The 25,502-nt window shown below is 58.7% G+C and carries 23 protein-coding genes; 7 read left to right on the forward strand and 16 right to left on the reverse strand.

What is annotated here, in order from left to right:
- Positions 1-25: 25 nt before the first annotated feature.
- The 5 genes from C8265_RS11920 to C8265_RS11940 form a co-directional block, all read right to left on the reverse strand.
- Complete coding sequence (locus C8265_RS11920) at positions 26-1,696, reverse strand: KpsE/RkpR family capsule polysaccharide export protein (protein ID WP_108484244.1); 1,671 nt, start codon at positions 1,694-1,696, stop codon at positions 26-28.
- A complete protein-coding gene (locus tag C8265_RS11925; RefSeq protein ID WP_108484245.1) occupies positions 1,674-2,333 on the reverse strand; it encodes an ABC transporter ATP-binding protein in 660 nt (219 codons plus the stop codon). Before C8265_RS11925 ends, C8265_RS11920 begins: the two co-directional genes overlap by 23 nt.
- A 166-nt stretch (positions 2,334-2,499) precedes the next feature.
- On the reverse strand, positions 2,500-3,801 hold the full coding sequence (locus C8265_RS11930) for a Na+/H+ antiporter NhaA (protein WP_108484246.1): 1,302 nt from the start codon (positions 3,799-3,801) through the stop codon (positions 2,500-2,502).
- 86 nt (positions 3,802-3,887) lie between these two features.
- Positions 3,888-4,922 carry a permease gene (locus tag C8265_RS11935; protein ID WP_108484247.1) on the reverse strand — a complete coding sequence of 345 codons (1,035 nt, stop codon included), beginning with the start codon at positions 4,920-4,922 and terminating at the stop codon, positions 3,888-3,890.
- Positions 4,915-5,256 (reverse strand): ArsR/SmtB family transcription factor, encoded by a 342-nt coding sequence (locus tag C8265_RS11940; protein WP_240611064.1) that lies wholly within the window; start codon positions 5,254-5,256, stop codon positions 4,915-4,917. The genes C8265_RS11935 and C8265_RS11940 overlap by 8 nt, the downstream gene beginning before the upstream one ends.
- An 88-nt stretch (positions 5,257-5,344) precedes the next feature.
- Between C8265_RS11940 and C8265_RS11945 the strand changes: the two genes are divergently transcribed.
- Together C8265_RS11945 and C8265_RS11950 are read left to right on the forward strand one after the other, a co-directional pair.
- Complete coding sequence (locus C8265_RS11945) at positions 5,345-5,938, forward strand: uracil-DNA glycosylase family protein (RefSeq protein WP_108484249.1); 594 nt, start codon at positions 5,345-5,347, stop codon at positions 5,936-5,938.
- Positions 5,939-6,013: 75 nt separating this feature from the next.
- Positions 6,014-6,790 carry an SseB family protein gene (locus tag C8265_RS11950; protein WP_108484250.1) on the forward strand — a complete coding sequence of 259 codons (777 nt, stop codon included), beginning with the start codon at positions 6,014-6,016 and terminating at the stop codon, positions 6,788-6,790.
- 9 nt (positions 6,791-6,799) lie between these two features.
- Here the strand turns inward: C8265_RS11950 and C8265_RS11955 are convergent, their stop codons facing one another.
- The 7 genes from C8265_RS11955 to C8265_RS11985 form a co-directional block, all read right to left on the reverse strand.
- A complete protein-coding gene (locus tag C8265_RS11955; RefSeq protein ID WP_108484251.1) occupies positions 6,800-7,729 on the reverse strand; it encodes a 2-hydroxyacid dehydrogenase in 930 nt (309 codons plus the stop codon).
- Positions 7,726-8,871, reverse strand: a complete 1,146-nt coding sequence (rodA, locus tag C8265_RS11960; protein ID WP_108484252.1) for a rod shape-determining protein RodA — start codon at positions 8,869-8,871, stop codon at positions 7,726-7,728. Before rodA ends, C8265_RS11955 begins: the two co-directional genes overlap by 4 nt.
- A 3-nt stretch (positions 8,872-8,874) precedes the next feature.
- Positions 8,875-10,818, reverse strand: coding sequence for a penicillin-binding protein 2 (gene mrdA, locus C8265_RS11965; protein WP_108484253.1), 1,944 nt, complete (start codon positions 10,816-10,818; stop codon positions 8,875-8,877).
- Positions 10,815-11,354, reverse strand: coding sequence for a rod shape-determining protein MreD (locus C8265_RS11970; protein WP_108484254.1), 540 nt, complete (start codon positions 11,352-11,354; stop codon positions 10,815-10,817). The genes mrdA and C8265_RS11970 overlap by 4 nt, the downstream gene beginning before the upstream one ends.
- Positions 11,347-12,240, reverse strand: a complete 894-nt coding sequence (mreC, locus tag C8265_RS11975; protein ID WP_108484255.1) for a rod shape-determining protein MreC — start codon at positions 12,238-12,240, stop codon at positions 11,347-11,349. The genes C8265_RS11970 and mreC overlap by 8 nt, the downstream gene beginning before the upstream one ends.
- 15 nt (positions 12,241-12,255) lie before the next feature.
- Complete coding sequence (locus C8265_RS11980; protein WP_108484256.1) at positions 12,256-13,293, reverse strand: rod shape-determining protein; 1,038 nt, start codon at positions 13,291-13,293, stop codon at positions 12,256-12,258.
- 350 nt (positions 13,294-13,643) lie between these two features.
- Complete coding sequence (locus C8265_RS11985) at positions 13,644-15,218, reverse strand: 2-isopropylmalate synthase (RefSeq protein WP_108484257.1); 1,575 nt, start codon at positions 15,216-15,218, stop codon at positions 13,644-13,646.
- 274 nt (positions 15,219-15,492) lie between these two features.
- Between C8265_RS11985 and C8265_RS11990 the strand changes: the two genes are divergently transcribed.
- Positions 15,493-16,155: an SDR family NAD(P)-dependent oxidoreductase gene (locus C8265_RS11990; RefSeq protein WP_108484355.1), complete on the forward strand. Its 663-nt coding sequence runs from the start codon at positions 15,493-15,495 to the stop codon at positions 16,153-16,155.
- The gene (locus C8265_RS11995; RefSeq protein WP_108484258.1) at positions 16,149-17,675 is read left to right on the forward strand and encodes a cryptochrome/photolyase family protein; all 1,527 of its coding nucleotides are present in this window, start codon (positions 16,149-16,151) and stop codon (positions 17,673-17,675) included. Before C8265_RS11990 ends, C8265_RS11995 begins: the two co-directional genes overlap by 7 nt.
- Positions 17,676-17,867: 192 nt before the next feature.
- Here the strand turns inward: C8265_RS11995 and C8265_RS12000 are convergent, their stop codons facing one another.
- Both C8265_RS12000 and C8265_RS12005 read right to left on the reverse strand, forming a co-directional pair.
- The gene (locus C8265_RS12000) at positions 17,868-18,278 is read right to left on the reverse strand and encodes a GFA family protein (protein WP_108484259.1); all 411 of its coding nucleotides are present in this window, start codon (positions 18,276-18,278) and stop codon (positions 17,868-17,870) included.
- A gap of 235 nt (positions 18,279-18,513) precedes the next feature.
- Positions 18,514-19,857, reverse strand: a complete 1,344-nt coding sequence (locus tag C8265_RS12005; protein WP_108484356.1) for an MORN repeat-containing protein — start codon at positions 19,855-19,857, stop codon at positions 18,514-18,516.
- 257 nt (positions 19,858-20,114) lie between these two features.
- On the opposite strand from C8265_RS12005, the gene C8265_RS12010 reads away from it, so the two are divergent.
- Positions 20,115-21,773 carry an NAD+ synthase gene (locus tag C8265_RS12010; protein ID WP_108484357.1) on the forward strand — a complete coding sequence of 553 codons (1,659 nt, stop codon included), beginning with the start codon at positions 20,115-20,117 and terminating at the stop codon, positions 21,771-21,773.
- Between the two features lie 40 nt (positions 21,774-21,813).
- Here the strand turns inward: C8265_RS12010 and C8265_RS12015 are convergent, their stop codons facing one another.
- Together C8265_RS12015 and C8265_RS12020 are read right to left on the reverse strand one after the other, a co-directional pair.
- Positions 21,814-22,752, reverse strand: coding sequence for an MBL fold metallo-hydrolase (locus C8265_RS12015; RefSeq protein ID WP_108484260.1), 939 nt, complete (start codon positions 22,750-22,752; stop codon positions 21,814-21,816).
- Between the two features lie 90 nt (positions 22,753-22,842).
- Complete coding sequence (locus C8265_RS12020) at positions 22,843-23,241, reverse strand: metallopeptidase family protein (RefSeq protein WP_108484358.1); 399 nt, start codon at positions 23,239-23,241, stop codon at positions 22,843-22,845.
- Between the two features lie 111 nt (positions 23,242-23,352).
- Here C8265_RS12020 and gltX point away from each other — a divergent pair, with 111 nt between their 5' ends.
- Positions 23,353-24,672, forward strand: a complete 1,320-nt coding sequence (gene gltX, locus C8265_RS12025; RefSeq protein ID WP_108484359.1) for a glutamate--tRNA ligase — start codon at positions 23,353-23,355, stop codon at positions 24,670-24,672.
- On the forward strand, positions 24,669-25,499 hold the full coding sequence (locus tag C8265_RS12030; RefSeq protein WP_108484261.1) for a PhzF family phenazine biosynthesis protein: 831 nt from the start codon (positions 24,669-24,671) through the stop codon (positions 25,497-25,499). Before gltX ends, C8265_RS12030 begins: the two co-directional genes overlap by 4 nt.
- The last annotated feature ends 3 nt before the right edge of the window (positions 25,500-25,502 follow it).

Here is a 25,502-nt window from a genome sequence, read left to right on the forward strand (position 1 = left end):
GCCGACGTGTTGGCGAAAAGCCCCCTTAGGCCGAAACCTGTTCGCGCAGAATCGACGCGGTGAGCGAGATCAGAAGATAAATGCCGGCAAAGATCAAAAACGCCAACAACGTGTTTTCAAAGGCGCGCGGATAGGTCGCCTCGTCTGGCGGAATCGGGGTGACACCCATCGACAGATACCGGGTTTGGCGGTTTGCTTCGATCCGGGCGGTTTCAAGCTGTTGCAAGGATTGCTGCATCAACAGGGTGCGGGTCTGCAGATCAACCTCGGCCATGCGCAATTCGCCACTGATGCTGGCCAATGATGATGTGGTGCCGGTGTTATCGGTAAGTTGCCCGCGCAACGCGGCAATGAGATCCTGCAACCGGCTGATATCGCCCCGCACCCCGTCAACGCGCGCCTGATTGGGGCGGCGGTTATCAAGAAGCTGTTGAAGTTGCAGACGCTTTTCGGCCAACTGCACCTCGAACGTGGTGATCTGTGTCATCACGCCGCCGGTTTCTGCGGTGGGGTCAAGCACGCCCAACTGCTCTTGCAATTCAAGAACGCGGCGCTGTGCGTTCATCATTTTTTCTTCGGCCTGTTCAAAGCTGGTCATCGCGCCCTGCATCTGATCGGCGCGCAGGCGTTGGGTCAGGTTATCAACCTGTTCCTCGGCATATTCGATCAGCTTTTCGGACCACTCGGCGCTTACCTCGGGGCTGGCGGCAACAACCTCCATCTTGATGATGCCTTCGGACGGATCATAGCCGATTTCAACATTGCTGCTGAACACTTTGTACGCCTGTTCGTTGGTCGGATTTTCCGGCAGGCGTTGAATGGCGTCGATTTCGGGGTTGGCGAAATGCGCCTTGAACCCCAAATCCCGATCCAGACGCAGCATCGCATCGCGTGACATCAAATAACTTTGCACGGCGATGGAATCCTGGCTGGTGGCAAATCCGGTGCCCGAAAACAGACCACCCAAACCGCCGGTGGCCTGGGAATCGGCCTGTTGGATCACAAATTCGGATTTCGTGGCATACATCGGTGTGGCAATGACAAAAAAGTAATACCCGGCCAAAAGCGTGGGAAGCCCGACCAAAAACGCCAGCCGACTGAACAAAAGGGCCATCTTGCGGCGGCGGCGGCGTGAGATATCGCGCTGAATGCTTTGAATTTCCTGCGCCCGGGTGGCGCGCGGATCGGGCAGGGGGCCGGGTGATGTGGGCAGGCCAACCTGGGTGGATGGCATGTGATCGGGCTGCCGGGTCTGGGGCAATTGCACGCGCCCCGTGTTGGGCTGATCCGACCCTTGCTGTGGCACCACAAGCTCTAGCATATTGGCGCGCTCAAACGGATCTATCCCTTTGGCACGCAACAATAAAACCGCTTCGAAATCAGTGCTGGGCGACAGATCGTGTTTTTGTGCCAGCCGCCGTGCCATGCGCAATTGGCGCCCGGTCAGACCCTCTTTGCGCAGGGCGGTCATGGCGTCGTCTGGTGACGTTTCTTCGGGCTTTGCTGGGCTGTCTACCTCATGGTCTGGCGCGGGAGCGGGGGTTTTTTGCAAGATGTCATCCGACATATCCGGGGCGCGCACGGGCTGTGCCGCCTCTTGCGGTTCAACCCCTGCATCCTCAACCTCAGCCGTGCCTGTGGCCAGGGGGCTGGAACGGCGAATGCGGAACTTTCTAACTTTGGGTTTCGTAGTCATAAAGCTGCTTCGCCTCTTCCAATGTGTCAAACATATGCAACCGCCCATCCATCAGAACGGCCGCAGATCGACAGAATTTCTCAAGCGTTTCCGCCTGATGCGATACCACCACGATGGTAGAGTTTTCGAGCCGTTCACGCAGAATGGTGCCTGCCTTTTTGTTGAATTCCACGTCGGTGGTCGAGGGCATGCCCTCATCAATCAGGTATATATCAAATTCCAGTGCCAAAAGCAGGGCGAACGACAATCGCGCCCGCATCCCGGCCGAATAGGTGCCCACGGGCATATCGAAATATTCGCCCAGACCGCACAGCCATCGGCAGAATGCCTCAAGGTAATCGGGGTCCATCGCGTAAAGTTTGGCGATGAACCGGGCGTTTTCGGTGCCCGACAATCGCCCGACAACCCCGCCCATGAATCCCAAAGGAAACGAAATGCGGCTGGTGCGGGTGATGGTGCCTTCGTCGGGTTTTTCCAACCCCGCCATCATGTTGATCAGGGTGGTTTTACCAGTGCCGTTGGGGGCCAGAATACCCAATGAATTGCCCAACTCCACGCGAAACGACGCGCGGTTCAGAATCACCTTGTGGTGTGATCCTGTCCAAAAGGACTTGGAAACATTGTCAAATTCGATCATCTGCGCCCCGGCGCCTACTCTGGTGGCCCACCCTTAACGCAAAGTGGTTAACGCCATGCATACCCGCCCAATTGGGCCAGATTATGACACGGTTTTCCAAAATCCGACAGGTTTTCCCAAGCATCTTAGGTAAATCGGCGTGCCTTTTGGGCGCAATCGCGCAAGATCAGCCGCCTTGCTTGCGCACTCCGGTCAATTTGCCGACAATAATCGCCAACAGCGCGGCGCCAAAGCTGAAAAGCGCGCCCATTTTCGCCGCATCCTGGATCTGACCCGTCGGAAACGCAACCGAGGCCACGAATAGCGAAACGGTAAACCCGATCGCCGCGACGCAGCCGATCACCAACAGATCCGCCATCCGCATCCCGGCCGGAAGGCCCAGCCGCATCGGCCCCGCCGCCAACCAGCCAAACAGGAATATACCGGCCGGTTTGCCAGTCAGCAGCCCGGCCAGAACCGCCCATGTCGGCGCGCCGATTGCACCAAATTCAACTCCCGCGTTCAAGAAACCAAACAGAAACAGGATGATTTCAACCGGATGTTTCAACAGGTTCTGGGTGTGGTTCAACAGGTCGGTCAGATATTGTTCTGCCTCGCTGAATATTCCAAAGGCGCGGTCGGCATGGGGCAGGGTGGGCACAATCGGCAACAGCCCCAATGCCGGGTGCAGACCGCTTTTCTGAAATGCCCACCAGCTGACGCAACCCGCCAGAAGATATGGCCAGAACGACAGTTTTTCGCGCACCCAGGTTGATCTGATACGCAGTTGGTTACCTTTGTCCAACTTGCGCGGCAGCCAGTTGAACAGAACAAAAACTGCGACCGCCGCGGCCAATGACCATAACAGCATGAATGGCGCCAAATCGCCCGACGGATAAAATACCGCCAGAATGATCAGCCCCGCCGCATCATCGGCGATCGCCAACAGCAAAAGAAACCTTACCGCGGGATGGCCCGCGCCAAACACGATGCGCCCCACAAGATAACTGAACGCGATATCCGTGGCTGTGGGAATGGCCCAGCCACGCGCCAAAGCGTCATAGGTTTCAGACCCGAACACGAAATAGGCCAGACCCAGGTACACAACGACCGGGCCCAGCATGCCGCCCAATGTCGCCACCAAAGGCGTGGCTGCCTTTTTGCCGCGCAGGGCGCCGTTTTTCAGGATCACCGCCTCCCATACTTCTTTGCCCGCGACAGCAAAGAAGAAGGCCATCAATACATCGTTCACCAGGTAGTGCGGGGTGATCACCCGTTCGACATCACCGATGGAATCAATCCCGAAATTACCGGCGTAATTCTCCATCCAATATGCGGTATCGACACCGGCAAAGTTATTGAACCACAGGGGGTATTCCACAAAATGGCGATAGGATTGAGCATCGACATTTGCCCAGATCAGCGCAAGCGCGGCGCCAACGACCAACAATATCGAATAGTTGGTGACGTAATTCCAAACCCGGTACATCCCGAAATCCCCTGATGGTGCCCGCACGGAGACCTAGATCAGCCGAATGTTCAGAGCAACCGCAATAGGCGGATGTAGGGCGGCGGTTATACCACTGCGGCCCAGACCAGCCCGGCCAAAACCGCCCCGACCATGGCAATCGCCAGATAGGCGGCAAAAACCCGCCCCCTGACCAGCGCCCAAACCGCAATCGCGGCCGGAATACAGCTGACTCCACCCGCCAACATGAACGACATCGCCGCACCCGGCGCCATCCCCTGTGCCAACAGCGCATCGACCAGCGGCACGGCGGCATAACCGTTCAGATAGGCAGGCGCGCCAACAACAGCGCCCAGCAAAATTGGGGTGATACCCGTACCGCCAAGCACCGAGGCCACCCAATCGGCAGGCACATAGCGCAGCATCAGCGCCTCGAAGATATAGGCAAGGGTCAACCATTTGGTCAGAAACAGCCCGTTTTCGATTGCTGTATCGCGGAACGTGTCGCGGCGCGCATCTTGGGTCCAAAACCGCCACACGGGTTGGCCCGAAAATGGTTTTGCCGCGCCACAGCATCCTTTGCGCGTGGGTTGTGGTTTTAACGGATCGGCAAAGACCGGCGTGTTGGCGAACACCATCACGGTAAACCCGCCCAGCAGGCCCAGCCCAACTGCGGCCAAGGTTTTGGCCACGGCAAAATCAAACCCCAGGGTGCCGGCGGTGATGGCAAACTGCGCCGGGTCCATCAGCGGCGAGGCCAGCCAAAACGCCATGACGGCACTGAGTGGCGCGCCCACCGCCAACAGCGCGGCGATAAAGGGGATGACTTCGCAACTGCAAAATGGCGCCATGCCGCCCAGCAGTGCCGCCAGAACGATCATCCGCGATTGGCGGCCTTCAAACGCGCGGGCCAACAGGTTTTCCGCACCTGTCGCCTTGAGATAGGCGACCGCAAGCACGGCAAAAATGATGAACGGCGCAGTGTGCAGGATCGCGTTCAGCGCAAAGGTAATGGTTGGCCACACTTGTGGAAAATCGAGCACGGCAACACTCAACAAAACCACCGCGCTGATCGTCCAGGCAGTGCGAAACACCGAAGGAACCGCCAGGGTAAGCGGCGTGTCATGGGAATGGTCAGTCATGGTTGTGCCCTTCTGCATCATCGCAATCGGCGCAGCATTCGCGCAAAAGATAGGCCGACAGCGCGCCAACCCGGCCATATTCGACCGCCGCGCAAATGATCGACCGCCCCTGGCGCACCTGGCTGACCAAACCGGCCTGCGACAGCACGCGCATGTGGTGGGTCAGGGTTGATCCGGTCACGCCGGATTTTTCGCCCAACTGACCAATGCTTAACCCATCCGGCCCGGCGCGCACCAACGTGCCAAGCACCGCAAGGCGTTGTTCCGAACCCAAGGCGGCAAAGGTTGATGCCGCTTCTTCGATTGTCATGTCTGCCTGTCGAAATGTTTTCATATTTCTATCATTATAGAAATATAGAATTGATGCAAGCCCCGAAAAAGTTTGCTAAGTCTGGGGCGCAAACCATCAAGGCCCATACAGAATGGACGAGTCAGAAGAATTCATCGCCCTTAAATCCCGCATCGCCCGCTGTGAAATCTGCGCGGACCTGCCACTTGGGCCGAAACCATTGTTTCAACTGCATGAAAAGGCGCGCATTCTGCTTGCCGGTCAGGCGCCGGGGCGGGTGACACATATGCGCGGCCGCCCGTTTGACGATGCGTCGGGGGATCGGTTGCGCGCCTGGATGGGGGTGGATCGCGATACGTTTTATGACAATCCAAAAATCGCGATTTTTCCGATGGGGCTGTGTTTTCCGGGGGTGGGCAAGGGCGGCGATGCCCCGCCGCGTGCAATTTGTGCGCAAACCTGGCGCGCCACCGTGATTGCCGCGCTTTCCCGGATTGATCTGACCCTTGTGTTGGGTCGATATGCGATTGCCTGGCATCTGCCGGATCAGAAATCGAAAAACATTGCCGATATTCTGGACCGCGCGACGCCCGAAACCGATGATACGCTTGTTTTGCCCCATCCCAGCCCGCGCAACAATCGGTGGCTGCGCCAACATCCCACGTTCGAAGCCGACATCGTGCCGGTCATTCAGCGCCGGATCGCCGCCCTTCTTGCTGCGGACTGACCGAGATATATCTTTGGCTTGAACACGCGGCGTCGGGGCCATACCGCTGTGCCAACCACAATATGAGGATCAACCATGACGCAAACGCCATTGGATCACGCCCATGCCGCCATGGAGGCCGGAGGCGATAGCGAACGGTTGGCGTTTTACGAACGCCTTGCCGATGGTGAACTGTTCATGATGCTTGACGCCGAACCCGAGGGCGATCAGATCGCGCCTGCGATCTTTGATACTGGCGAAGGCCGGTTTGTATTGGTTTTCGACCGCGAGGCACGATTGGCGCAATTCGCCGGGCAAATCACCCCCTATGCCGCACTGTCGGGGCGGGTGATCGCCGCGATGTTGGCAGGGCAGGGGTTGGGATTGGCGCTGAACCCCGATGTGGCGCCGTCATCGTTTCTGGTGCCGGCCGATGGTATTGCCTGGTTGGCCGAAACCCTTGCCGAAACCCCGAATGAGGTTGAGGCGCGGCCGCGCGAAATCACCGTGCCCCATGGTTTGCCCGAGGTGTTGTTGCGCGCTTTGGATGCCAAATTGGCCACGGCCAGCGGCATGGCGCGCATGGCCTATCTGGTCGGGGCGCAATACGAAACCACATCGTCGCATCTGTTGGCGTTCATCGATCCGGCACCGGGGGCCGAACCGGCCCTGGCCCGCGCCACCGGCGAGGCGCTGACATTTTCCGGAATCGAGGCGGGCGTGCTGGACGTTGGTTTTTTCTCGGCATCCGACCCGTTCGCCGCCCGTTTGGCCCGGGTCGGATTGCGGTTTGATCTGCCCGAGGTCGAAATTTCGTCGACCCCCGGCGCGAACCCCGGAATGGACCCGGCCAAGCCGCCAAAGCTGCGCTAGGGGCGCGCCTTAGTACCCCGCAGCGCGATCCACCTGATTAAGAAGCGATTGGCCGTTCTCGACCCGCTGAATGTTTTCGGCAATCAACGTGCTGGCGGTTTCCGGGCGTGTCGCGCTGGCAATGTGGGGCGTGACGGTCACGTTTGGATGCGCCCAGAACGGATGATCCTCGGGCAGGGGTTCAATGCGGAACACATCCAATGTCGCATGTCCGATCTGCCCCGACTCCAGCGCCTCAAGCAGGGCGTCATCATCAATCAACGGGCCGCGGCCGGGGTTGATAACCACGGCACCGCGCGGCATCAGCGCCAATGTGTCAGCGTTCAGCGTGTTCTCGGTTTCTGGCGTTTGCGGCAAAAGCAGAACCAGAATATCACTGTTTTCCAATGTTTTGCGCAGGCCCGCCTCGCCCGAATAACAGGTGATATTTTCAATCTTCTTTGGTCGGCGGCTCCATCCCATCACGGGAAAGTCCAGTCCCGCCAATGCCTGTCCACAGGCCGTGCCAAGCGCGCCAAGGCCCAGAATACCCACCCGACGATCCCGCGCCAAAGGTGGGGTGCGAACCGTCCAGGTGCCGTCCTGGCCCAGAATATCAATATCCAATCCAAGATGGTGGCGCAAAACATGGCCAGCCACCCATTGCACCATGCCATCGCGCAGGCCGCTGTCGACCATCCGCGCCAAAGGTTGGGTCAGGGTTTCATTATCGACCACGGTTTCCACCCCGGCCCACAGGCCCAGCACCGCCTTGCAGCGGGTGAAGGGGGTGAAATCAGTGATCGGGCCGTTGGGGGCGAACACGATATAATCCACCTCTTCGGGCGGATGATCGCACGATAGGTTCGCGTCGATCCCGTGGGCGGCAAAGGCCGCGCGCAACGGTTCGGCATAATCGGGCCAACGGGCGGGCAGGGCGGAAAACAAGACGTTGATCATCGGCTGCGCGGCCTGTGAACATGGGCGGATTGTGTCAGGCCAAAGGCCACCATCAAAACCAGCATTGCAGATCCTCCATAACTGACCAGGGGCAAAGGCACCCCGACAACGGGGGCCAGACCCATCACCATCGACATGTTGACGGCGAAAAACAAAAAGAATGTAACGCCAACCCCAAGGGTCAGCAACGATCCGAACCGATCCTTGTTGGCAAAAGCCGAGCTAAAGCAGAACAGAATGATCAGCCCGTACAGACCCAACAGTGAAAACGCGCCAATAAATCCAAATTCCTCGGCCAGAGTGGTGAAGATGAAATCGGTGTGTTTTTCCGGCAAAAAATTCAAACGCGATTGCGTGCCTTGCATGAAACCACGCCCGGTCCAACCGCCCGACCCAAGGGCGATTTTGGCTTGGGTGATGTGATATCCGGCGCCAAGTGGGTCGGTTGACGGGTCAAGAAACGTGTCGATCCGGCGGTATTGATAATCTTTCAACATTTGCCAATCGGTGCCGCGTGACATGAACACGGCGGTGATCAAACTGCCCAGCATCGCCGCGACCACCCCGAAATACCACCAACTGACCCCGGCGATAAACATGATCGCGCCGCCCCCCGCCACCAACAACAGCGCGGTGCCCAGATCGGGTTGGCGCAGCACCAGCAATGTGGGGATCAGGATCATCACGACCGGGATCGCCACCCATAGGGGATGCGAGGTTTTGCGAATATCCAACCAATCGTAATAAGCCGCCAACATCATCACCAGGGTGATTTTTGTCAGTTCCGAAGGCTGCAACCGCATGAATCCCAGATCGATCCAGCGTTGCGCGCCCATCCGGGTTTCGCCAAAGAATTCAACGCCGATCAACAACAGGATCGACACCCCAAAGGCCAGACCGGCCATATTGCGCCAGAACCAGATCGGCACCATCGCCACAATGAACATTGCCGCCAGCCCGACGGCAAAACGTTCGATCTGGGGTTCGGCCCAAGGGGTCAGTGACCCGCCTGCCACGGAATACAGCATCACAAACCCGACACTGGCGACCGTGATCAGCAACAGGATCAGCGGCCAGTTCAGCCGCAGGATTTTCGACAATCCCGTGGGCACGGTTTTGACGTGATATTCAAGATAACTCATCTGTCAGGCCCGGTCACTGCGGACGGGGCGCACCACATCGTGCACCGGCAGGCTGCGTTGCAATTCGCGGATGCCGGCCCGTTGGTTTGAGGGATAGGATTCCAGCGGCGGCATTTTGCCGTGCAACGCAAACAGCATGATATCCCGCGCCACCGGTGCCGCCACAGATGACCCGCCACCGCCATGTTCCACCACCACCGACACCGAAATCGCCGGGTTGTCATAGGGCGCATAGGCCACAAACAGCGCGTGATCGCGCCGCTCCCACGGCAGATCGGCGTTGCTGGTTACACCGCGCGCGCGCTCGGCCACGGTGATATTGCGCACCTGACTGGTGCCGGTTTTGCCTGCCATGCGCAGTTGATCATCGGCAATGCGCGAAGAATAGGCCGTGCCGCGCCGGGTGTTGCTGACCGCATACATCCCCTTACGCACCAGACGCATGTGATTTTCATTAAACCCCAGCGATTCCGCGCCCTCTATCGGGGTTTCCACGCCATCAATCGATTTGACCAATCGCGGCATGATGCCTGTGCCACTGGCCAGCCGCGCGGTCATCACCGCCAATTGCAAAGGGGACGACAAAACATACCCCTGACCGATCGAGGCATTCAGGGAATCGCCCACGCGCCAATCCTGGCTGTAGCGTTCGGATTTCCAGGCCTTGTCGGGCATGATGCCGGCGGTGACAGCCGACATGGGAATGTCAAACCGTTCGCCCATGCCGAATTTGCGCGCCACCTCGGCGATTTTATCAATCCCGACCTTTTGCGCCAATTCGTAATAATACACATCGCAAGATTGCTGCAGGCTCTTTTCAAGGTTCACATAGCCGTGGCCGCCGCGTTTCCAGCAATGAAACCGTCGGTTGCCCAATTCATGGTATCCGGGGCAATAAAATGTGTCTTCGGGCCCGATTTCGCCACTGTCCAATCCGGCAAGTGTGACCAGCATCTTGAAGGTTGAACCGGGGGGATAGGCGCCCTGTACCGCCTTGTTGGCCAAGGGGCGGTATTTGTTTTCGGTCAGTTCTGCGTAATCCTGCACCGAAATGCCGCGCACAAAGGCGTTTGGATCAAACGTCGGGGTGCTGCCCACGGCCAACAGATCGCCATTGCGGGTATCCATCACCACGGCAGCGGCACTGTTGATCAGCGACAGGCGCGCCTCGGTAAAGTTTTGCAGCGCAGTATCGACCGTCAGTTGCAGATCAGACCCGGCAATGCCCGCATCCCGGCCCAATTCGCGCATCACCCGGCCTGCGGCGTTTACCTCAATCCGTTTGCTGCCGGCCTTGCCACGCAGGGGGCGTTCGAATTTGTTTTCCACACCGGTTTTGCCGATCTGGAATTTCGGGATCTGCAACAGCGGATCATCATCTTCGATCCGGTTTAGATCGTAATCCGACACCGGCCCGACATAGCCAACCACATGGGCGAAATCCGCGCCCAGTGGATAATAGCGCGTCAGCCCCACATCGGGGATGATTCCCGGCAGGGCTGGCGCGTTGACGGCAACGGTGGCGATATCCTCCCATGACCGCTGGTCGGTCAGGGTGACCGGCACAAAGGGCGAGCGGCGCTTGATTTCGCGCAGGCTGCGCTCCAACTCTTCGGGGTCCAGATAAATCAGCTGGCGCAACCGGTCGATCACCATATCCACATCGCCCGCATCTTCGCGCACGATCACGATCCGATAGTTCTGAGTGTTCTCGGCGACAGGAATGCCGTTGCGATCGGCGATCAGCCCGCGCGCCGGGGCAATCAGGCGCATGTTGATCCGGTTTTCTTCGGCCAACAGGCGAAATTCATCGGCCTGTTCAACCTGCATCTGGCGCATGCGCCAGCCCAAAGCGCCCAGCATGCCCGCCTGCAATCCGCCCACAACCAGCCCGCGCCGGGTGATTTTCCGGCTGCTGGCTTCGGTGTCTTTTGGTGAACGTCTCATATCCGATAGCCCAATGCGCCTGCCTCGGCCGGGGCCATTTTGCGCACGCCAATCACATAGCGCGATACCGCCACGACCACAGGATAAGACAGAATTGAAATGATCATCTGTAGAGTGATTAACGTCAGAACCGGCTGTTCCACCAGAAATATCGCCAAAACCAACGTATTTGTGAGCGTCATCATCGCTATCACGATTGCCACCATTATCCATTCCACCAAAAACGGCAGATCGCGCGAAAACTGTTGCCGCGCGCGCAGAAACTCTAACCCAATTAACACGATGGCGGCCCATAACCCAAGGGGGCGCATGAATAACACATCGGTGAACAGCATTACCGCCAAAACCAAAACGGGCGGCACATAATCGGGCCGCCGCATCACCCAGGCAAAGGCCAGCAGGGTCAATATATCGGGGCCGGGCCAATGATCGCCGTCAATGCGAAACGGCAGAATTTGTAAAAACACCACCGCCGCAGCAAGAGCAACGAACAGGGCGCGAAACGCCCATTGGCGGCGCGAAACCGGATCAACCATTGCTGTCCTCGGGGGGCAGGGGCGGGCGCGTTGGCGCAACCAATGAGCCGGGGTCGGTGATGCGTTCGCCCGGATGGCTGCGCAGCACGCGCAAAAACTCCAGACGTTCATAATCGGCGGCCAGACGCACGCGCAACTGTTTGTCGGTGCCCAACACCACCTGACCCACCAACAATCCGGCCGGAAACACGCCGCCATCGCCGCTGCTGATCACACGGTCGCCCGGGCGCACCGCCTCGGCGGCCTCAAGGAAATCAAGAGGCGGCAGCGCGGTGTTGTCGCCGGCCAGAATGCTGCGTTGGCCCGAGGGTTGAATGGTGACGGGAATCCGGCTGTTGGTGTCATTCAACAGGATCACCCGCGCGCTGGTGTCGCCCACACCCGAAACCCGCCCCACAAGGCCCAGCCCGTCAGTGGTGGCCCAGCCGTTCTGGATACCATCCCGCGCGCCGACGTTCAGCAACACGGATTGGCGAAACGGTGACCCCGAATCCGCCAACACCACGCCGGTGATGAATGTAAGCGATGGATCAAGCCGCACCTTGTTCAGATCCAACAGCTTGGCGTTTTCCTGTTCAAGTTGCAGCGCCGCCTCTTTCCAGGCTTTCATCTGCTGCAATTCCCGACGAAGCTCTTGGTTTTGCTCGTAAATGCGGGTGTAACTTTGGAAATCCCGAACCATGTTGGCCACTTTGGTGACCGGCACCAACGCCCAGTCAAAGGATGGCACGACCGTGTCGATGATCTGTGCGCGAAACCGTTCGGCGCGGGGGCTGTCGATGCGCCAGAACAGGAATATCGCCAGGCACAGCAGCACCATCCCACCCACCAGAATGCGGCGGACGGGGCGGGTATAACTGTCACCGTTGGGCCGATCTTGCGCCATTCGAACCCTTTACGCTTAACTGTCGTAATCGATCACATGGGCCAGTTGTTTTTCGTATTCCAACGCCTTGCCGGTGCCCAGAGCCACGCAATTCAGCGATTCATCGGCCACGGAAACGGCCAACCCGGTTTGTTCGCGCAACGCCAGATCAAGATCGCCCAACAGCGCCCCACCTCCGGTCAACATCACGCCCCGATCCACAATATCGGCGGCCAGATCGGGCGGTGTCGCCTCAAGCGCGGTCATCACCGCCTCGCAAATCTGCTGCACCGGCTCTGACAGGGCTTCGGCCACCTGCGCCTGATTGATCTCGGTTTCTTTCGGCACGCCATTCAACAGATCACGACCGCGAATTTGCAAGGCCGCGCCGCGCCCATCGTCGGGCATCCGCGATGTGCCGATGGTGGTCTTGATCCGCTCGGCTGTTGCCTCACCGATCAACAAATTATGCTGGCGGCGCAGATAGCTGATGATCGCCTCATCCATCCGGTCACCGCCCACGCGCACGGACCGCGCATACACGATATCACCCAGGGACAGCACCGCAACTTCGGTCGTACCGCCGCCGATGTCGACAACCATGTTGCCGGTCGGATCGGTAATCGGCATGCCCGCACCAATCGCGGCGGCAATCGGTTCGGCAATCAGGCCCGCCCGCCGCGCGCCCGCCGACAGAACCGATTGGCGAATCGCGCGTTTTTCCACCGGGGTGGCGCCATGGGGAACACAGACGATGATCTTGGGCTTTGAGAATGTCGTGCGACGGTGAACTTTGCGAATGAAATGTTTGATCATTTCTTCGGCCACGTCGAAATCGGCAATCACGCCTTCGCGCATCGGGCGGATCGCCTGAATGCTGCCCGGTGTGCGGCCCAACATCAGCTTGGCATCTTCGCCCACGGCCAATACCTGTTTGCGCCCGTCCTTGATATGATAGGCCACGACTGAAGGTTCATTCAGTACGATGCCCTTGCCCTTGATATAAACCAGCGTGTTCGCGGTTCCCAGATCAATGGCCATGTCGGACGAAAACAGTCCTTGCAAACTTCCCATCTAAGCCCCCAGCTTCTTATAGGGTCTGCGACTCTCACCGCCCCAGACCGTGTGGCTTATAAGCAGGCATAGAACGACGCGAAAGGGCCGCCGCACCTGTTTTCGGCGCAAAGCTGCCATGCAGGGATCGGTTTTTTAGCACGATTGTTGGATAAGGTATAGTTGGCGGGAAATTCCGCAGACATTCTGCCGCCAATTGTTGGATTTGTATAATTTTGCGCTGTGGTAAATTATCTGTTGTCGGGGCGAAACAATGCCATCCTGGCGCCGAAACCGCAGGTGGATAACAAATGAACCCGGGTGCGGAACACAGCATGGGGCGGCAGTTTTGTGCCGCCCCATGCCGGGTTTTAGACCACGTCCTTGTAACTGATCGCTTTGACATCTGCGTCGGGTCCAGCCATTTCGCGCCGCATCAGCAACCGGTTCAGCGCCGCGACATAGGCTTTTGCGCTGGCCACCACGGTGTCGGTATCGGCGGATTCTCCGGTCACGATCAGGCCGTTTTCCTCCATCCGCACGGTGACGGTGGCCTGGGCATCGGTGCCTTCGGTGACGGCATGTACCTGATACAGTTGCAACCGCGCCTCATGGCCGACGATCTGTTTGATCGCCTTGAAGGTGGCGTCAACCGGCCCGTCGCCCGTGGCTGTAACCTGATGATCTTCGCCATCAACCGTGAGGGTCAGATCGGCCGATTGCGGGGCCTCGGTGCCACAAATCACCCGCAGGAATTTCACCTTGATCCGTTCGCCGTCGCCTTTGGACTGATCGCGCATCAACGCTTCCAGATCCTCTTCGAACACCTCTTTTTTCCGGTCAGCCAGAGATTTGAACCGTACAAACACATCGTTCAACTGGTTATCGGCCAGATCGAACCCCAGTTCCTTCAGCTTTGCCCGCAGCGCCGCACGCCCCGAATGTTTGCCCATCACCAGATTTGTTTCTTTCAAACCCACGTCCGACGGGCGCATGATTTCAAACGTTTCGGCGTTTTTCAGCATGCCGTCTTGATGAATCCCGGATTCATGGGCAAAGGCATTCTTGCCGACGATGGCTTTGTTGAATTGCACCGGAAAACCGGAAACAGTCGCAACACGCCGGGAAATATGCATGATTTTCGTGGTGTCGATCCGTGTTTCATAGGGCATGATATCGCTGCGCACCTTCAGCGCCATCACCACTTCTTCCAGTGCGGTGTTGCCGGCGCGTTCGCCCAAGCCATTGATCGTGCATTCAATTTGCCGCGCCCCCCCGGCCACGGCGGCCAGCGAATTGGCGGTCGCCATGCCCAGATCATTGTGACAGTGGGTGGCAAAAATCACCTCGTCAGCGCCGGGAACGTCGGCAATCAAGCGCCGGATCAGATCGGCAGATTCAACCGGCGCGGTATAGCCCACGGTGTCGGGAATGTTGATCGTGGTCGCCCCGGCCTTGATTGCGATTTCGACCGTGCGCTTGAGATAGTCCCACTCGGTGCGCGTGGCATCCATCGGCGACCATTGCACATTATCGCACAGGTTGCGGGCATGTGTGACAGTATCGTGAATCCGCTCGGCCATCTGATCCATGTCGAGATTCGGTATCGCCCGGTGCAGGGGCGAGGTGCCGATAAACGTGTGAATGCGCGGTTGCGCGGCGTGTTTCACCGCCTCCCAACAGCGGTCGATATCTTTGAAATTGGCCCGCGCAAGGCCGCAAATCACCGATTGTTTGCTGCGTTTGGCAATTTCCGACACGGCGTTGAAATCGCCATCTGATGCAATGGGAAAGCCGGCTTCGATGATATCAACGCCCATATCATCCAGCAATTCGGCGATTTCCAGCTTTTCAGCATGGCTCATCGTGGCGCCGGGGCTTTGTTCGCCGTCGCGCAACGTGGTGTCAAAAATCACAACGCGGTCGCGTTTGGGTTGGTCGGTCATGGTATAATTATCCTTGGAGTGCTTCGTTATCCCGGCGCTATTCCACCCCTGAGCGGTCGCGCCGAAGGCACGCTCAGAGGCAGCTAAGAAGCAGCAAACCGCGCAAACCATTGGCCGCAAAAGCGGGCAGGGTCGGGATATGAGCGCGGTTTTCCATGGGCGTCACTATAATCACTGATTTCCCGGCGTCAAATCGGAAAACGCCATGACAGCGCGATTTATCAAAGCGGGCGCGCGGCTTGACGGCGGGGGCATTCCGCCTAATTCGCCAGATATGGAAAAAGCACTTGTCATTGGGGCCAGCGGCGGAATCGGCGCAGCCATCGTCAACGAACTGAAAACACGCGGCGTCGCGGTCACGTCCCTTTCGCGGTCGCAGGACGGATTGGATGTCACCTCTGAGGCCAGCATCGCGCACCATCTGGACGCGCTAAGCGGGCCGTTTGATTTGATCTTTGTGGCAACGGGCGCCTTGGTGATAAACGGGCATCAACCTGAAAAGTCATTGAAATCACTGTCTGTTTCCGGTCTGGCCGACCAATATGCGGTAAACGCCATCGGCCCGGCGTTGATTTTGAAACACAGTCTGCGCCTTTTGCCCCGGCGCGCACGGTCGGTGTTTGCCGTGCTGTCGGCGCGGGTGGGCAGCATTGGCGACAATGGGCTTGGCGGTTGGCACAGCTATCGCGCGGCCAAGGCGGGGGTGAATCAGTTGATCCATGGCGGGGCGATTGAACTGGCGCGCAGTCACAAACAGGCGGTTGCCGTCTGTCTGCATCCCGGCACCGTGGCCACGGATTTTACTGCCCATTACCCCGACCATGACAAGGTAACGCCGGATCAGGCGGCGCAAAACCTGTTGGATGTGATCGCGGGCCTAACCCCGGCACAAACCGGCGGGTTTTACGATTATGCGGGGCGCGAAATCCCTTGGTAAAGCGCCTGATCCTGATCCTGGGCGATCAGCTCAGCCCTGATATCGCCGCCCTGAAACAGGCCGATAAATCCGATACAATCGTCATGGCCGAAGTGTGGGATGAGGCCAGTTATGTCGCCCACCACCCCAAGAAAATCGCGTTTTTGTTTGCTGCCATGCGCAAATTCGCCGCCCGCTTACGCGATGAAGGGTGGCAGGTGGCCTATTCCACGCTGGATGATCCCGACAACACCCAATCCATCCCCGGCGAACTGTTACGCCGCGCCGAACAGCATGGCGCGCAAGAGGTGCTGGCGACAGAGCCGGGCGAATGGCGTTTGATTGGCGCGCTAAATGATTGCCCGCTGAAGATCACGCAATTACAGGATGACAGATTTCTGGCCTCCCATTCCGAATTTGAAACTTGGGCCGAGGCGCGCAAACAGTTGCGGATGGAGTATTTCTATCGCGACATGCGCCGCAAGACCGGCCTGTTGATGGAGGGCGACTCCCCCGCAGGTGGGCAGTGGAACTTCGATCACGACAACCGCAAACCGGCCCCGAAAGACATCGCGTTTTCCGGGCCGATGCAATTTACCCCTGATGACGTGGTGCAGCAGGTTTTGCGCTTGGTGGGCGATAAATTTCCCGACAATTTTGGCGATCTTGAACCGTTCTGGTTTGCCACCGACACCACACAGGCCCGCCGCGCCCTGACCCACTTCATCACCTACGCCCTGCCGCGTTTTGGCGATTTTCAGGATGCGATGCTGCGCGATAACGCCTTCCTCTATCACGCGGTGATTTCCATGTATCTCAACGCCGGGCTGCTGAGTTGGCAGGAAATCTGCGATGCCGCGCAACAGGCCTGGCGCGATGGCCACGCCCCGATCAACGCGGTCGAAGGGTTTATCCGCCAGATCATCGGCTGGCGGGAATACATGCGCGGGATCTATTTTCTCGAAGGGCCGGACTATACCCGGCGCAACGTGCTGAACCACACCCGCGATTTGCCCGGTCTCTATTGGGGCGCAAAAACCGATATGCTGTGCCTGTCCAAATCGGTCGAGCAAACCAAAACCGAGGCTTACGCCCATCACATTCAACGCCTCATGGTCACAGGCAATTTCGCCCTGCTGGCCGGGATCGACCCCTATCAAGTGCATGAATGGTATCTGGCGGTTTATGCCGATGCCTATGAATGGGTCGAGGCGCCCAATGTCATCGGGATGAGCCAATTTGCCGATGGCGGAATCGTCGGCAGCAAACCCTATGTGTCATCGGGCAATTACATTGCGAAAATGTCGGATTACTGCAAATCCTGCGCCTATGATGTGAGAAAGAAAACAGGGCAGGGCGCGTGCCCGTTCAACCTGCTGTATTGGGATTTTCTGATCCGTCACCGAGAAAGGTTCGCCAAAAATCCCCGCATGGCGCAGATGTATCGCACCTGGGATCGGATGGGCGAACCCCGTCGCAAAACCGTTTTAACCGAAGCCGCCGCATTCCTTGATAGAATGGACAAAGGTCGGCCGATTTAAGCAAGCCTCTTGGCGGATGTGCTGAAAGACCACGTATGATCCCGAACGCAACATGGTTCTCAGCAGGCCAGCGCCCTCGCTGAAACCTGCGAGGGCGGTTTCATCATCCCGGATGTTTGCTGTGCGGGACGAAGCCGACATTCACGCCCTTGTCGTCTGACTGTTGTCACAGATGCATCAGCGGCTTGCCGTTCAGCCGGGAAGCCCGTTGATCTCTTTGATGGAGGCCAGGTCTTTGTCCCATTTCGCGCGACTGGAACAACAGATATGTGCGTCGGGTCGCATGTCGATCTGGCTGTCGAGTGACCCTGCCGGCACCACGAGCAAACCGATCTCCGGCTGGAAAACTGGCAGCACGGACCCGCAGTCTAAGCAAAAACTCTTCACATGGCGTGACCCGGATAACTGGAACGTCCTGGTGTTTTCTTCGCCTGACACCCAGGTGATCTTGGCAGTGGAAGAAAACAGATTTGCCGAATGGGCCGAGCCGCTATCCTTGCGGCAGCGGCCGCAGTGACACAGGAAAAAGCTCTCGAAATCTCCTGATATGCGGAATTTTACTGCCCCACAAAGACATTGTCCGGTGGCCGGATTGGTGTTCATTCACACTCCTCTCGAACAGGTGAACCTCCCGCAGTCAGTCAAACCCATGTTCATTGATCCCTTGTCGCCGCGTGTTGGATCAAGATCAAAATTGGCCCGAAGTGGTCGTTCGCCCTTTTGATGGTCGCGATCATCAACACATCTGTTAAAGGCCAGCCTGTTTAGCGCCGACCCCTGCTTTTTCTTGCTCTAAATATCCAAGGCCGCAGGCCAAACCGCGCGTAGCGCGGCCCCCTTAATTGGTTGAGGTCAAAGCACCGCTTGTCCAGGTGCCAGATGCTTCTTCGCCATTGGCGTATTTGATCGTGCCTTGGCCCTGGCGCTTTCCTTCGACGAAATCGCCCTCATAGACATCGCCGTTGGAATAGGTGGCTGTGCCGGTGCCGTGAATTTCGCCATTCTGCCAGCCGCCGGTATAGGTAAACCCATCGGGCATGGTGATGGTGCCTTGGCCGTGGCGTGCGCCCTCGACAAACTCACCCTCATACACTGTGCCATCGGCATAGGTGGCTTTGCCCTCGCCGTGACGCTGGCCGTTTTGCCACGCACCGGTATAGGTATATCCATCGGGATAGGTGACGGTGCCTTGGCCGTGGTTCTTGGCATCCTGAAACCCGCCTTCGTACACCACACCGCTGGCATAGGTGGCCACACCTTCGCCGTTGATCACGCCGCCGGACCATGCACCATCATAGGTGTTGCCATCGGGGTATGTAATCTTGCCCGTTCCATCGGCCAGATCATCGCGAAACTCGCCCACATAGACCGATCCATCGGGATAGGTGACTGTGCCTTGCCCCTCGATCCGTCCGGCAACCCAATCGCCTTCGTACCGATACCCTTCGGTGTTGGTGAACACGCCTTTGCCTTCGCGCCGGTCGCCCACGAACGATCCGACATAGGAATCACCATTGGCATAGGTCACGGTGCCTTCGCCGCTGCGTTCGCCCGCCATCAATGTGCCGTCGTAGACATCGCCATTGGGCTGGGTTAAAATCCCGGTGCCGTTGATTTCACCGTTCTCCCATTGGCCCACATAGGTCAGACCGTCAGGCATGGTCAGGGTGCCGGTGCCAGCGCGCGCGCCATCCACCATATCGCCCTCATAGGTGGCGCCATCGGGATAGGTGATCGTGCCGCGCCCCTGTTTGGCGCCGTTTTCCCAATTGCCATCATAGATATAGCCATTGGGCGTTTCCATCCGGCCCAATCCATGGTGCAGCGCGTTCTGAAATCCGCCTTCATAGCGCACGCCGTTGGCATAGGCGGCAACGCCCGATCCTTCGATCTTGCCATCCACCCATTCGCCTTCATAGGTGCCGCCATCGGCAAAGGTGATTTTGCCCACGCCCTCGGGTTTGCCTTTGGCAAATGCGCCCTCATAGACCGAACCGTTGGGAAACCGCGCCGTGCCCTGGCCGAGGATTTCACCCTCGACCCAATCGCCGGTATATTCATAACCATTGGGCAGTTTATAGGTGCCGGTGCCGTGCTGGCGGCCATCCTTGAACGTGCCTTCGTAGACACCGCCATCATCATATTGTTTGGTAATGACATCGCCGGTCTGGGCCATCGCCATGGGCGCTGTACACAGGGCAAGTGCCGCCACCCCACCGAACAACGCACGTTTTATCGGCCCGAGGCCACGTTTGATCTGATACACGTAAGGCTCCCACTCCGCCGGTTGGGCGGTTTCCTTGATCCAACTTTTGAAATTAACCTAACCCCCGCCCGCCCGTGCCGCAACGGTTTTTGGCCGGGGCGGCAAGGGTTGGCGCGGCCTTTCCATTCCGGCGTCATCTGCTAATTGAACACAGAGAACAGGAAAGGCGCCCCATGGCACAGACATTTCGCATCACTTTGGCCCAAATGAACCCGACCGTGGGCGATATTGCCGGCAACGCCGATCTGGCGCGCCGGGCTTGGGCAGAAGGGCGCGCGGCGGGCACCGATCTGGTGGCGCTGCCGGAAATGTTCATCACCGGATATGACGCACAGGATTTGGTGATGAAACCGGCGTTTCATCAGGCGGCGATGGCGATGATCGAAACCCTGGCGGTGGAATGTGCCGATGGCCCGGCCCTGGCAATCGGTGGGCCGTGGGTTGAAGGGACGGGGCTGTTCAACGCCTATCATATCTGTCGCGGCGGAAAGGTGGTGCACCGGGTGCTGAAACACGATCTGCCCAATGAAACCGTGTTTGATGAGGTGCGGGTGTTTGACGCCGGGCCATTGGGGGGGCCGTATTCCGTGGGCGATGTGCGGATCGGATCGCCGATTTGCGAAGATGCCTGGCACCCCGAAGTGGCCGAAACCTTGGAAGAAACCGGCGCCGAGTTTTTATTGGTGCCCAATGGCTCCCCCTATTACCGGGGCAAATTGGACACGCGGTTCAATCAGATGGTGGCGCGGGTGGTGGAAACCGGACTGCCGTTGATTTATCTGAACATGATCGGCGGGCAGGATGATCAGGTGTTTGATGGCGGATCCTTCGGGTTGAACCCCGGTGGCGAATTGGCGTTTCAGATGCCGCTGTTTGAAGAAGAGATCACCCATATCACCCTGCAAAACACCGCCGAAGGCTGGCGCATTGATGACGGCCCAAAGGCGCATATCCCCGACGCGTGGGAGCAGGATTACCGCGTCATGGTCACCGCCTTGCGCGATTATATGGGCAAAAGCGGGTTCAAGAAGGTGTTGTTGGGCATGTCGGGGGGGATTGATTCCGCGATCGTGGCGACAATCGCGGTTGATGCGTTAGGCCCGGAAAATGTGCGCTGTGTGATGTTGCCCTCGGAATACACTTCGCAGGCATCATTGGACGATGCAAAGGCCTGCGCACAGGCGTTGGGCGTGCGCTATGATTTTGTGCCGATTGGCGCGGCGCGCGGTGCGATCACCGACACCCTTGCGCCGCTGTTTGAGGGGACAAAACCCGACCTGACCGAAGAAAACATCCAATCGCGCCTGCGCGGTTTGCTGTTGATGGCGCTGTCAAACAAGTTTGGCGAAATGCTTTTGACCACAGGCAATAAATCTGAGGTGGCGGTGGGCTATTCCACCATCTATGGCGATATGGCGGGGGGGTATAACCCGATCAAAGAGCTGTACAAAACCCGGGTGTTTGAAACCTGCCGCTGGCGCAACGCCAACCACCGCGATTGGATGATGGGGCCAAGCGGCGAGGTGATTCCACCCCGGATCATCGACAAACCGCCCAGTGCCGAATTGCGCGCCGATCAGCGCGACGATGATTCATTGCCGCCCTATGACGTGTTGGATGCGATCCTGGAACAGTTGATCGATCAGGATGCATCGGTGGGCGATGTGGTCGCCATGGGGTATGACCGCGATGTGGTGAAAAAGGTGGAACACCTGATTTACATCTCGGAATACAAGAGGTTTCAGGCGGCGCCGGGCGCGCGATTGACCAAACGATCCTTTTGGCTGGATCGCCGCTATCCCATCGTGAACCGCTGGCGCGACCCTACGTGATGTGCGCCGCGATGGGGTGAACCATCGTGGCGCATATGGCTTAGCCTTTCAGCATCATCTGATAGGACAGCGGTACATAGGCAAATCCGCCCTCACCACGGGTATCGACATAGCCGACACCGGGAAACGGCATGTGATAGCCAACCAGCGGAATCCGCTCGGCCGCCACCATGCCCAATATCTTTTTTCGGCTTTGCGCCGCGGCGGATTTATCCATGTCAAACCGCACCTCCCATTCGGGGTGGGCCAGCGACCATACATAATGGTTGGCCGTGTCGGCCATAAGCAGCAACCGCTCCTCACCCGATTCAAGGTGATAGGTCATATGCCCTGGTGTGTGGCCAAAGGCGGCGATTGCGGTGATGCCCGACACCGGCGCGTCGCCATCTGCGATGAATGTCATCTTGTCGGCCAATGGCGCGACCTTGGCTTTGAAACCGTCATTATCGGCATTTGACCAATGGTCATATTCCACCTGTCCGGTGACATAGCGCGCGTTGGGGAATGTGGGCGTGTCACCCTCGATCAACCCACCAATGTGATCGCCGTGCATATGGGTGATGACCACGACGGTGATATCGTCGGGCGCATAACCCGCAGCGGACAGGGCGGCGGTGATGCCTGCGGCGTTCAGCCCGGTATCAAACAGCACAACTTCGCCGCCGGTATTTACCACCGTTGGGGTAAAGAAAAACTGTGACGCATCCGTCGGAATGAAATTGGCGCGCGAGACTTCGCCAAATTCTTCGGCGCTGACGTTCATGCCAAAGGTGCCTTGGGGATCCTCCACCGTGCGGGTGCCCGCCAACAAAGTTGAGACATTGAAATCGCCAATGGAAAACGCGTGGTGCACCGGTGCGGGCGCGGCTGCGCTGTGGCCTGCGGCGCGCACAAGCCCCGGTAAAGCCGCAGCAGCGGGCAGGGCGGCGGCCCCCAAAAGGGCACTGCGACGGGTCAGCGAAGGAGAAGGAAAGCGCATTGATTGTCTCCACATAATGAAAATGATTTCGAACAGTTAGGCCAAAGGTGCCTGTCGTCGAGCGTACACACGCGATTGTGCCCCCTGCGATCATTCCCACCAGCGGTCGATCTGGGCGATGTCGCCATCGCTCCAGCCGAAATGATGGGCCATTTCATGGATTAGAACATGGGTCACGATTTCTCCCAAGCTGATATTGCCCCGCGCCACCCATTCATCCAGAATCGGGCGGCGAAACAGCCAGATCACATCGGGGCCATGGGGCTGATCCAAAAAGGATTTTTCGGTCAGCGGGATGCCATCGTAAAGCCCGGTCAATGAAAACGGATCGTCGATATCCATCGCGCGCAGCATGGAATCGGGTGCGAAATCCTCAATCCGCAGCACGACATCGCGCGACCGGTCGCGCAGATCAGCGGGCAGGGCGGCGCGCGCCGCTTCGGCCAATGTTGCGAAATCATTTATATCGGGGGCAATCAGGCTGTGCATATCCATCCGTTGCACATGGGCGCTGGGCAAGCGGGTGCAAGGGGCGGATCGGTCAGATTTCTGGACAATCCCGCCCGGCTGTGGAATGGAACCCCCAACCAGGAGAGCCCAATGACCACCACCCGTTTTGCCCCATCGCCCACCGGATATATCCACATCGGCAACCTGCGCACCGCGCTGATGAATTACATGATCGCGCGCAAGGCGGGCGGCACGTTCATCCTGCGTCTGGATGACACTGACCCCGAGCGCAGCAAACAGGAATATGCCGACGCCATTCAGGAAGATCTGGAATGGCTGGGCCTGACCTGGGACAGGGTTGAACGGCAAAGCGACCGGTTAGACCGCTACATGGCGGCCGCCGACAGCTTACGCGACAAGGGGCGGTTTTATGAGGGGTTTGAAACCCCGGTTGAGTTGGACCTGAAGCGCAAGAAACAACTGAACATGGGCAAACCGCCGGTCTATGACCGCGCCGCGCTGGCCCTGTCGGAAGATGAGAAGGCGGCGCTGCGCGCCGAGCGCAGCCCCCATTGGCGATTCAAGCTGGATCAAGAGCGGATCAATTGGACCGACGGCGTATTGGGCGACATTTCGATTGATGCGGCCAGCGTCAGTGACCCGGTTTTGATCCGGGGCGATGGCCAGGTTTTGTATACCCTCGCCTCGGTCGTCGATGATACCGATATGGGTGTGACCCATGTGGTGCGCGGCTCTGACCATGTGACCAACACCGCCACGCAAATTCAGATCATGGCGGCGCTGGGCCATGGCCACCCGGAATTTGCCCACCATTCCCTGTTGACCGGCCCCCAAGGCGAAGCGCTGTCAAAACGCCTTGGCACCTTGGCCCTGCGCGATTTGCGGGCGGCGGGGGTAGAGCCCATGGCGCTTTTGTCGCTGATGGCGCGGCTTGGGTCGTCGCAACCGGTGGAAATGCACCTGTCGCTGGATGAATTGATCGACGGGTTCGATATTTCCAATTTCGGCTCGGCCCCCACGAAATTCGATGCCGACGATCTAAAACCGCTGACCGCGCGCGCATTGGCGGCGATGCCGTTCGATAAAATGGCCGATGACATTGCCGCGCTGGGCGTGCCCGGTGACATTGCGCCGCAGTTTTGGGAGGTGGTAAAGGGCAACATCGCCACGCGCGGCGAAATGGCCGATTGGTGGTCATTGATGCGCGATGGCGCCAGCGCAACCGTGGCCGAGGAAGACGCCGCATTCATCACCGAGGCGTTTGGCCTGTTGCCAGAGCCGCCCTATGGCCCCGATGCCTGGGCCACCTGGACTTCAGCGGTGAAAGAGGCAACCGGGCGCAAGGGGCGTGGATTGTTCATGCCCCTGCGCCATGCGGTTACCGGGCGCAGCCATGGCCCCGAAATGGCCGAACTGATGCCGCTGTTGCAGACAAAACCACAGGCATGAAACGGCGGTTCATTCAGGCCGATGTGTTTTCCGATCAGGCGACGCGCGGCAATGGATTGGCTGTCATTGTTGACGCTGACGGGCTGAGTGATCAGCAAATGCAACACTTTGCCGCGTGGACCAACCTGGCCGAAACCACATTTATCCTGCCACCCACCGATCCTGCTGCCGATTACCGGGTGCGGATTTTTACGCCGGGGCGCGAAATGCCGTTTGCCGGGCATCCGACCCTGGGCAGTTGTGCCGCCTGGCTGCATACGGGTGGCGCGCCGAAAACGCCGGGCCGGGTGATGCAAGAATGTCAGATCGGGTTGGTCGAAATTGACCAGACCGGGCCAACCCCCGCCTTTGTCGCGCCGCCAACGGCAATCAGCGATATGCCACGGGCACAGCGCGATGGTTTGGCAACGGCGCTGAAGCTGGCCCGCGGTGATATTTTGCGCGCCGCGATCCTGGATAATGGGCCAGTGTGGCAGGTTCTGGAACTGTCCAGCGCCGAGGCCGCATTGGCCGTGGATGAAACGCTGGTGCGTTGGCCCGAACATGTGGCCGTCGCCGTGATGGGCGCCCACAGCAGCGGCGATTGCGCCTATGAGGTGCGCAATATTTCCCCCTCAAGCGGGATGAGCGAGGATCCGGTGACGGGTTCCCTGTGTTCGGCAGTGGCCAAGTGGTTGGACCATCAGGGCCGTCTGGGCGATGGATTTATCTTTGCCCAAGGCACCAAATTGGGCCGTTTGGGCCGGATCAGCGTGCGCCGCCGGGGCGCGGATATCCTGATTGGTGGTCATACGACGGTGGTGATTGACGGCACTGTCAACCTTTAGGGG

It is taken from the genome of Oceaniglobus ichthyenteri, assembly GCF_003057885.1.
In the GTDB taxonomy this organism is placed as follows: domain Bacteria; phylum Pseudomonadota; class Alphaproteobacteria; order Rhodobacterales; family Rhodobacteraceae; genus Oceaniglobus; species Oceaniglobus ichthyenteri.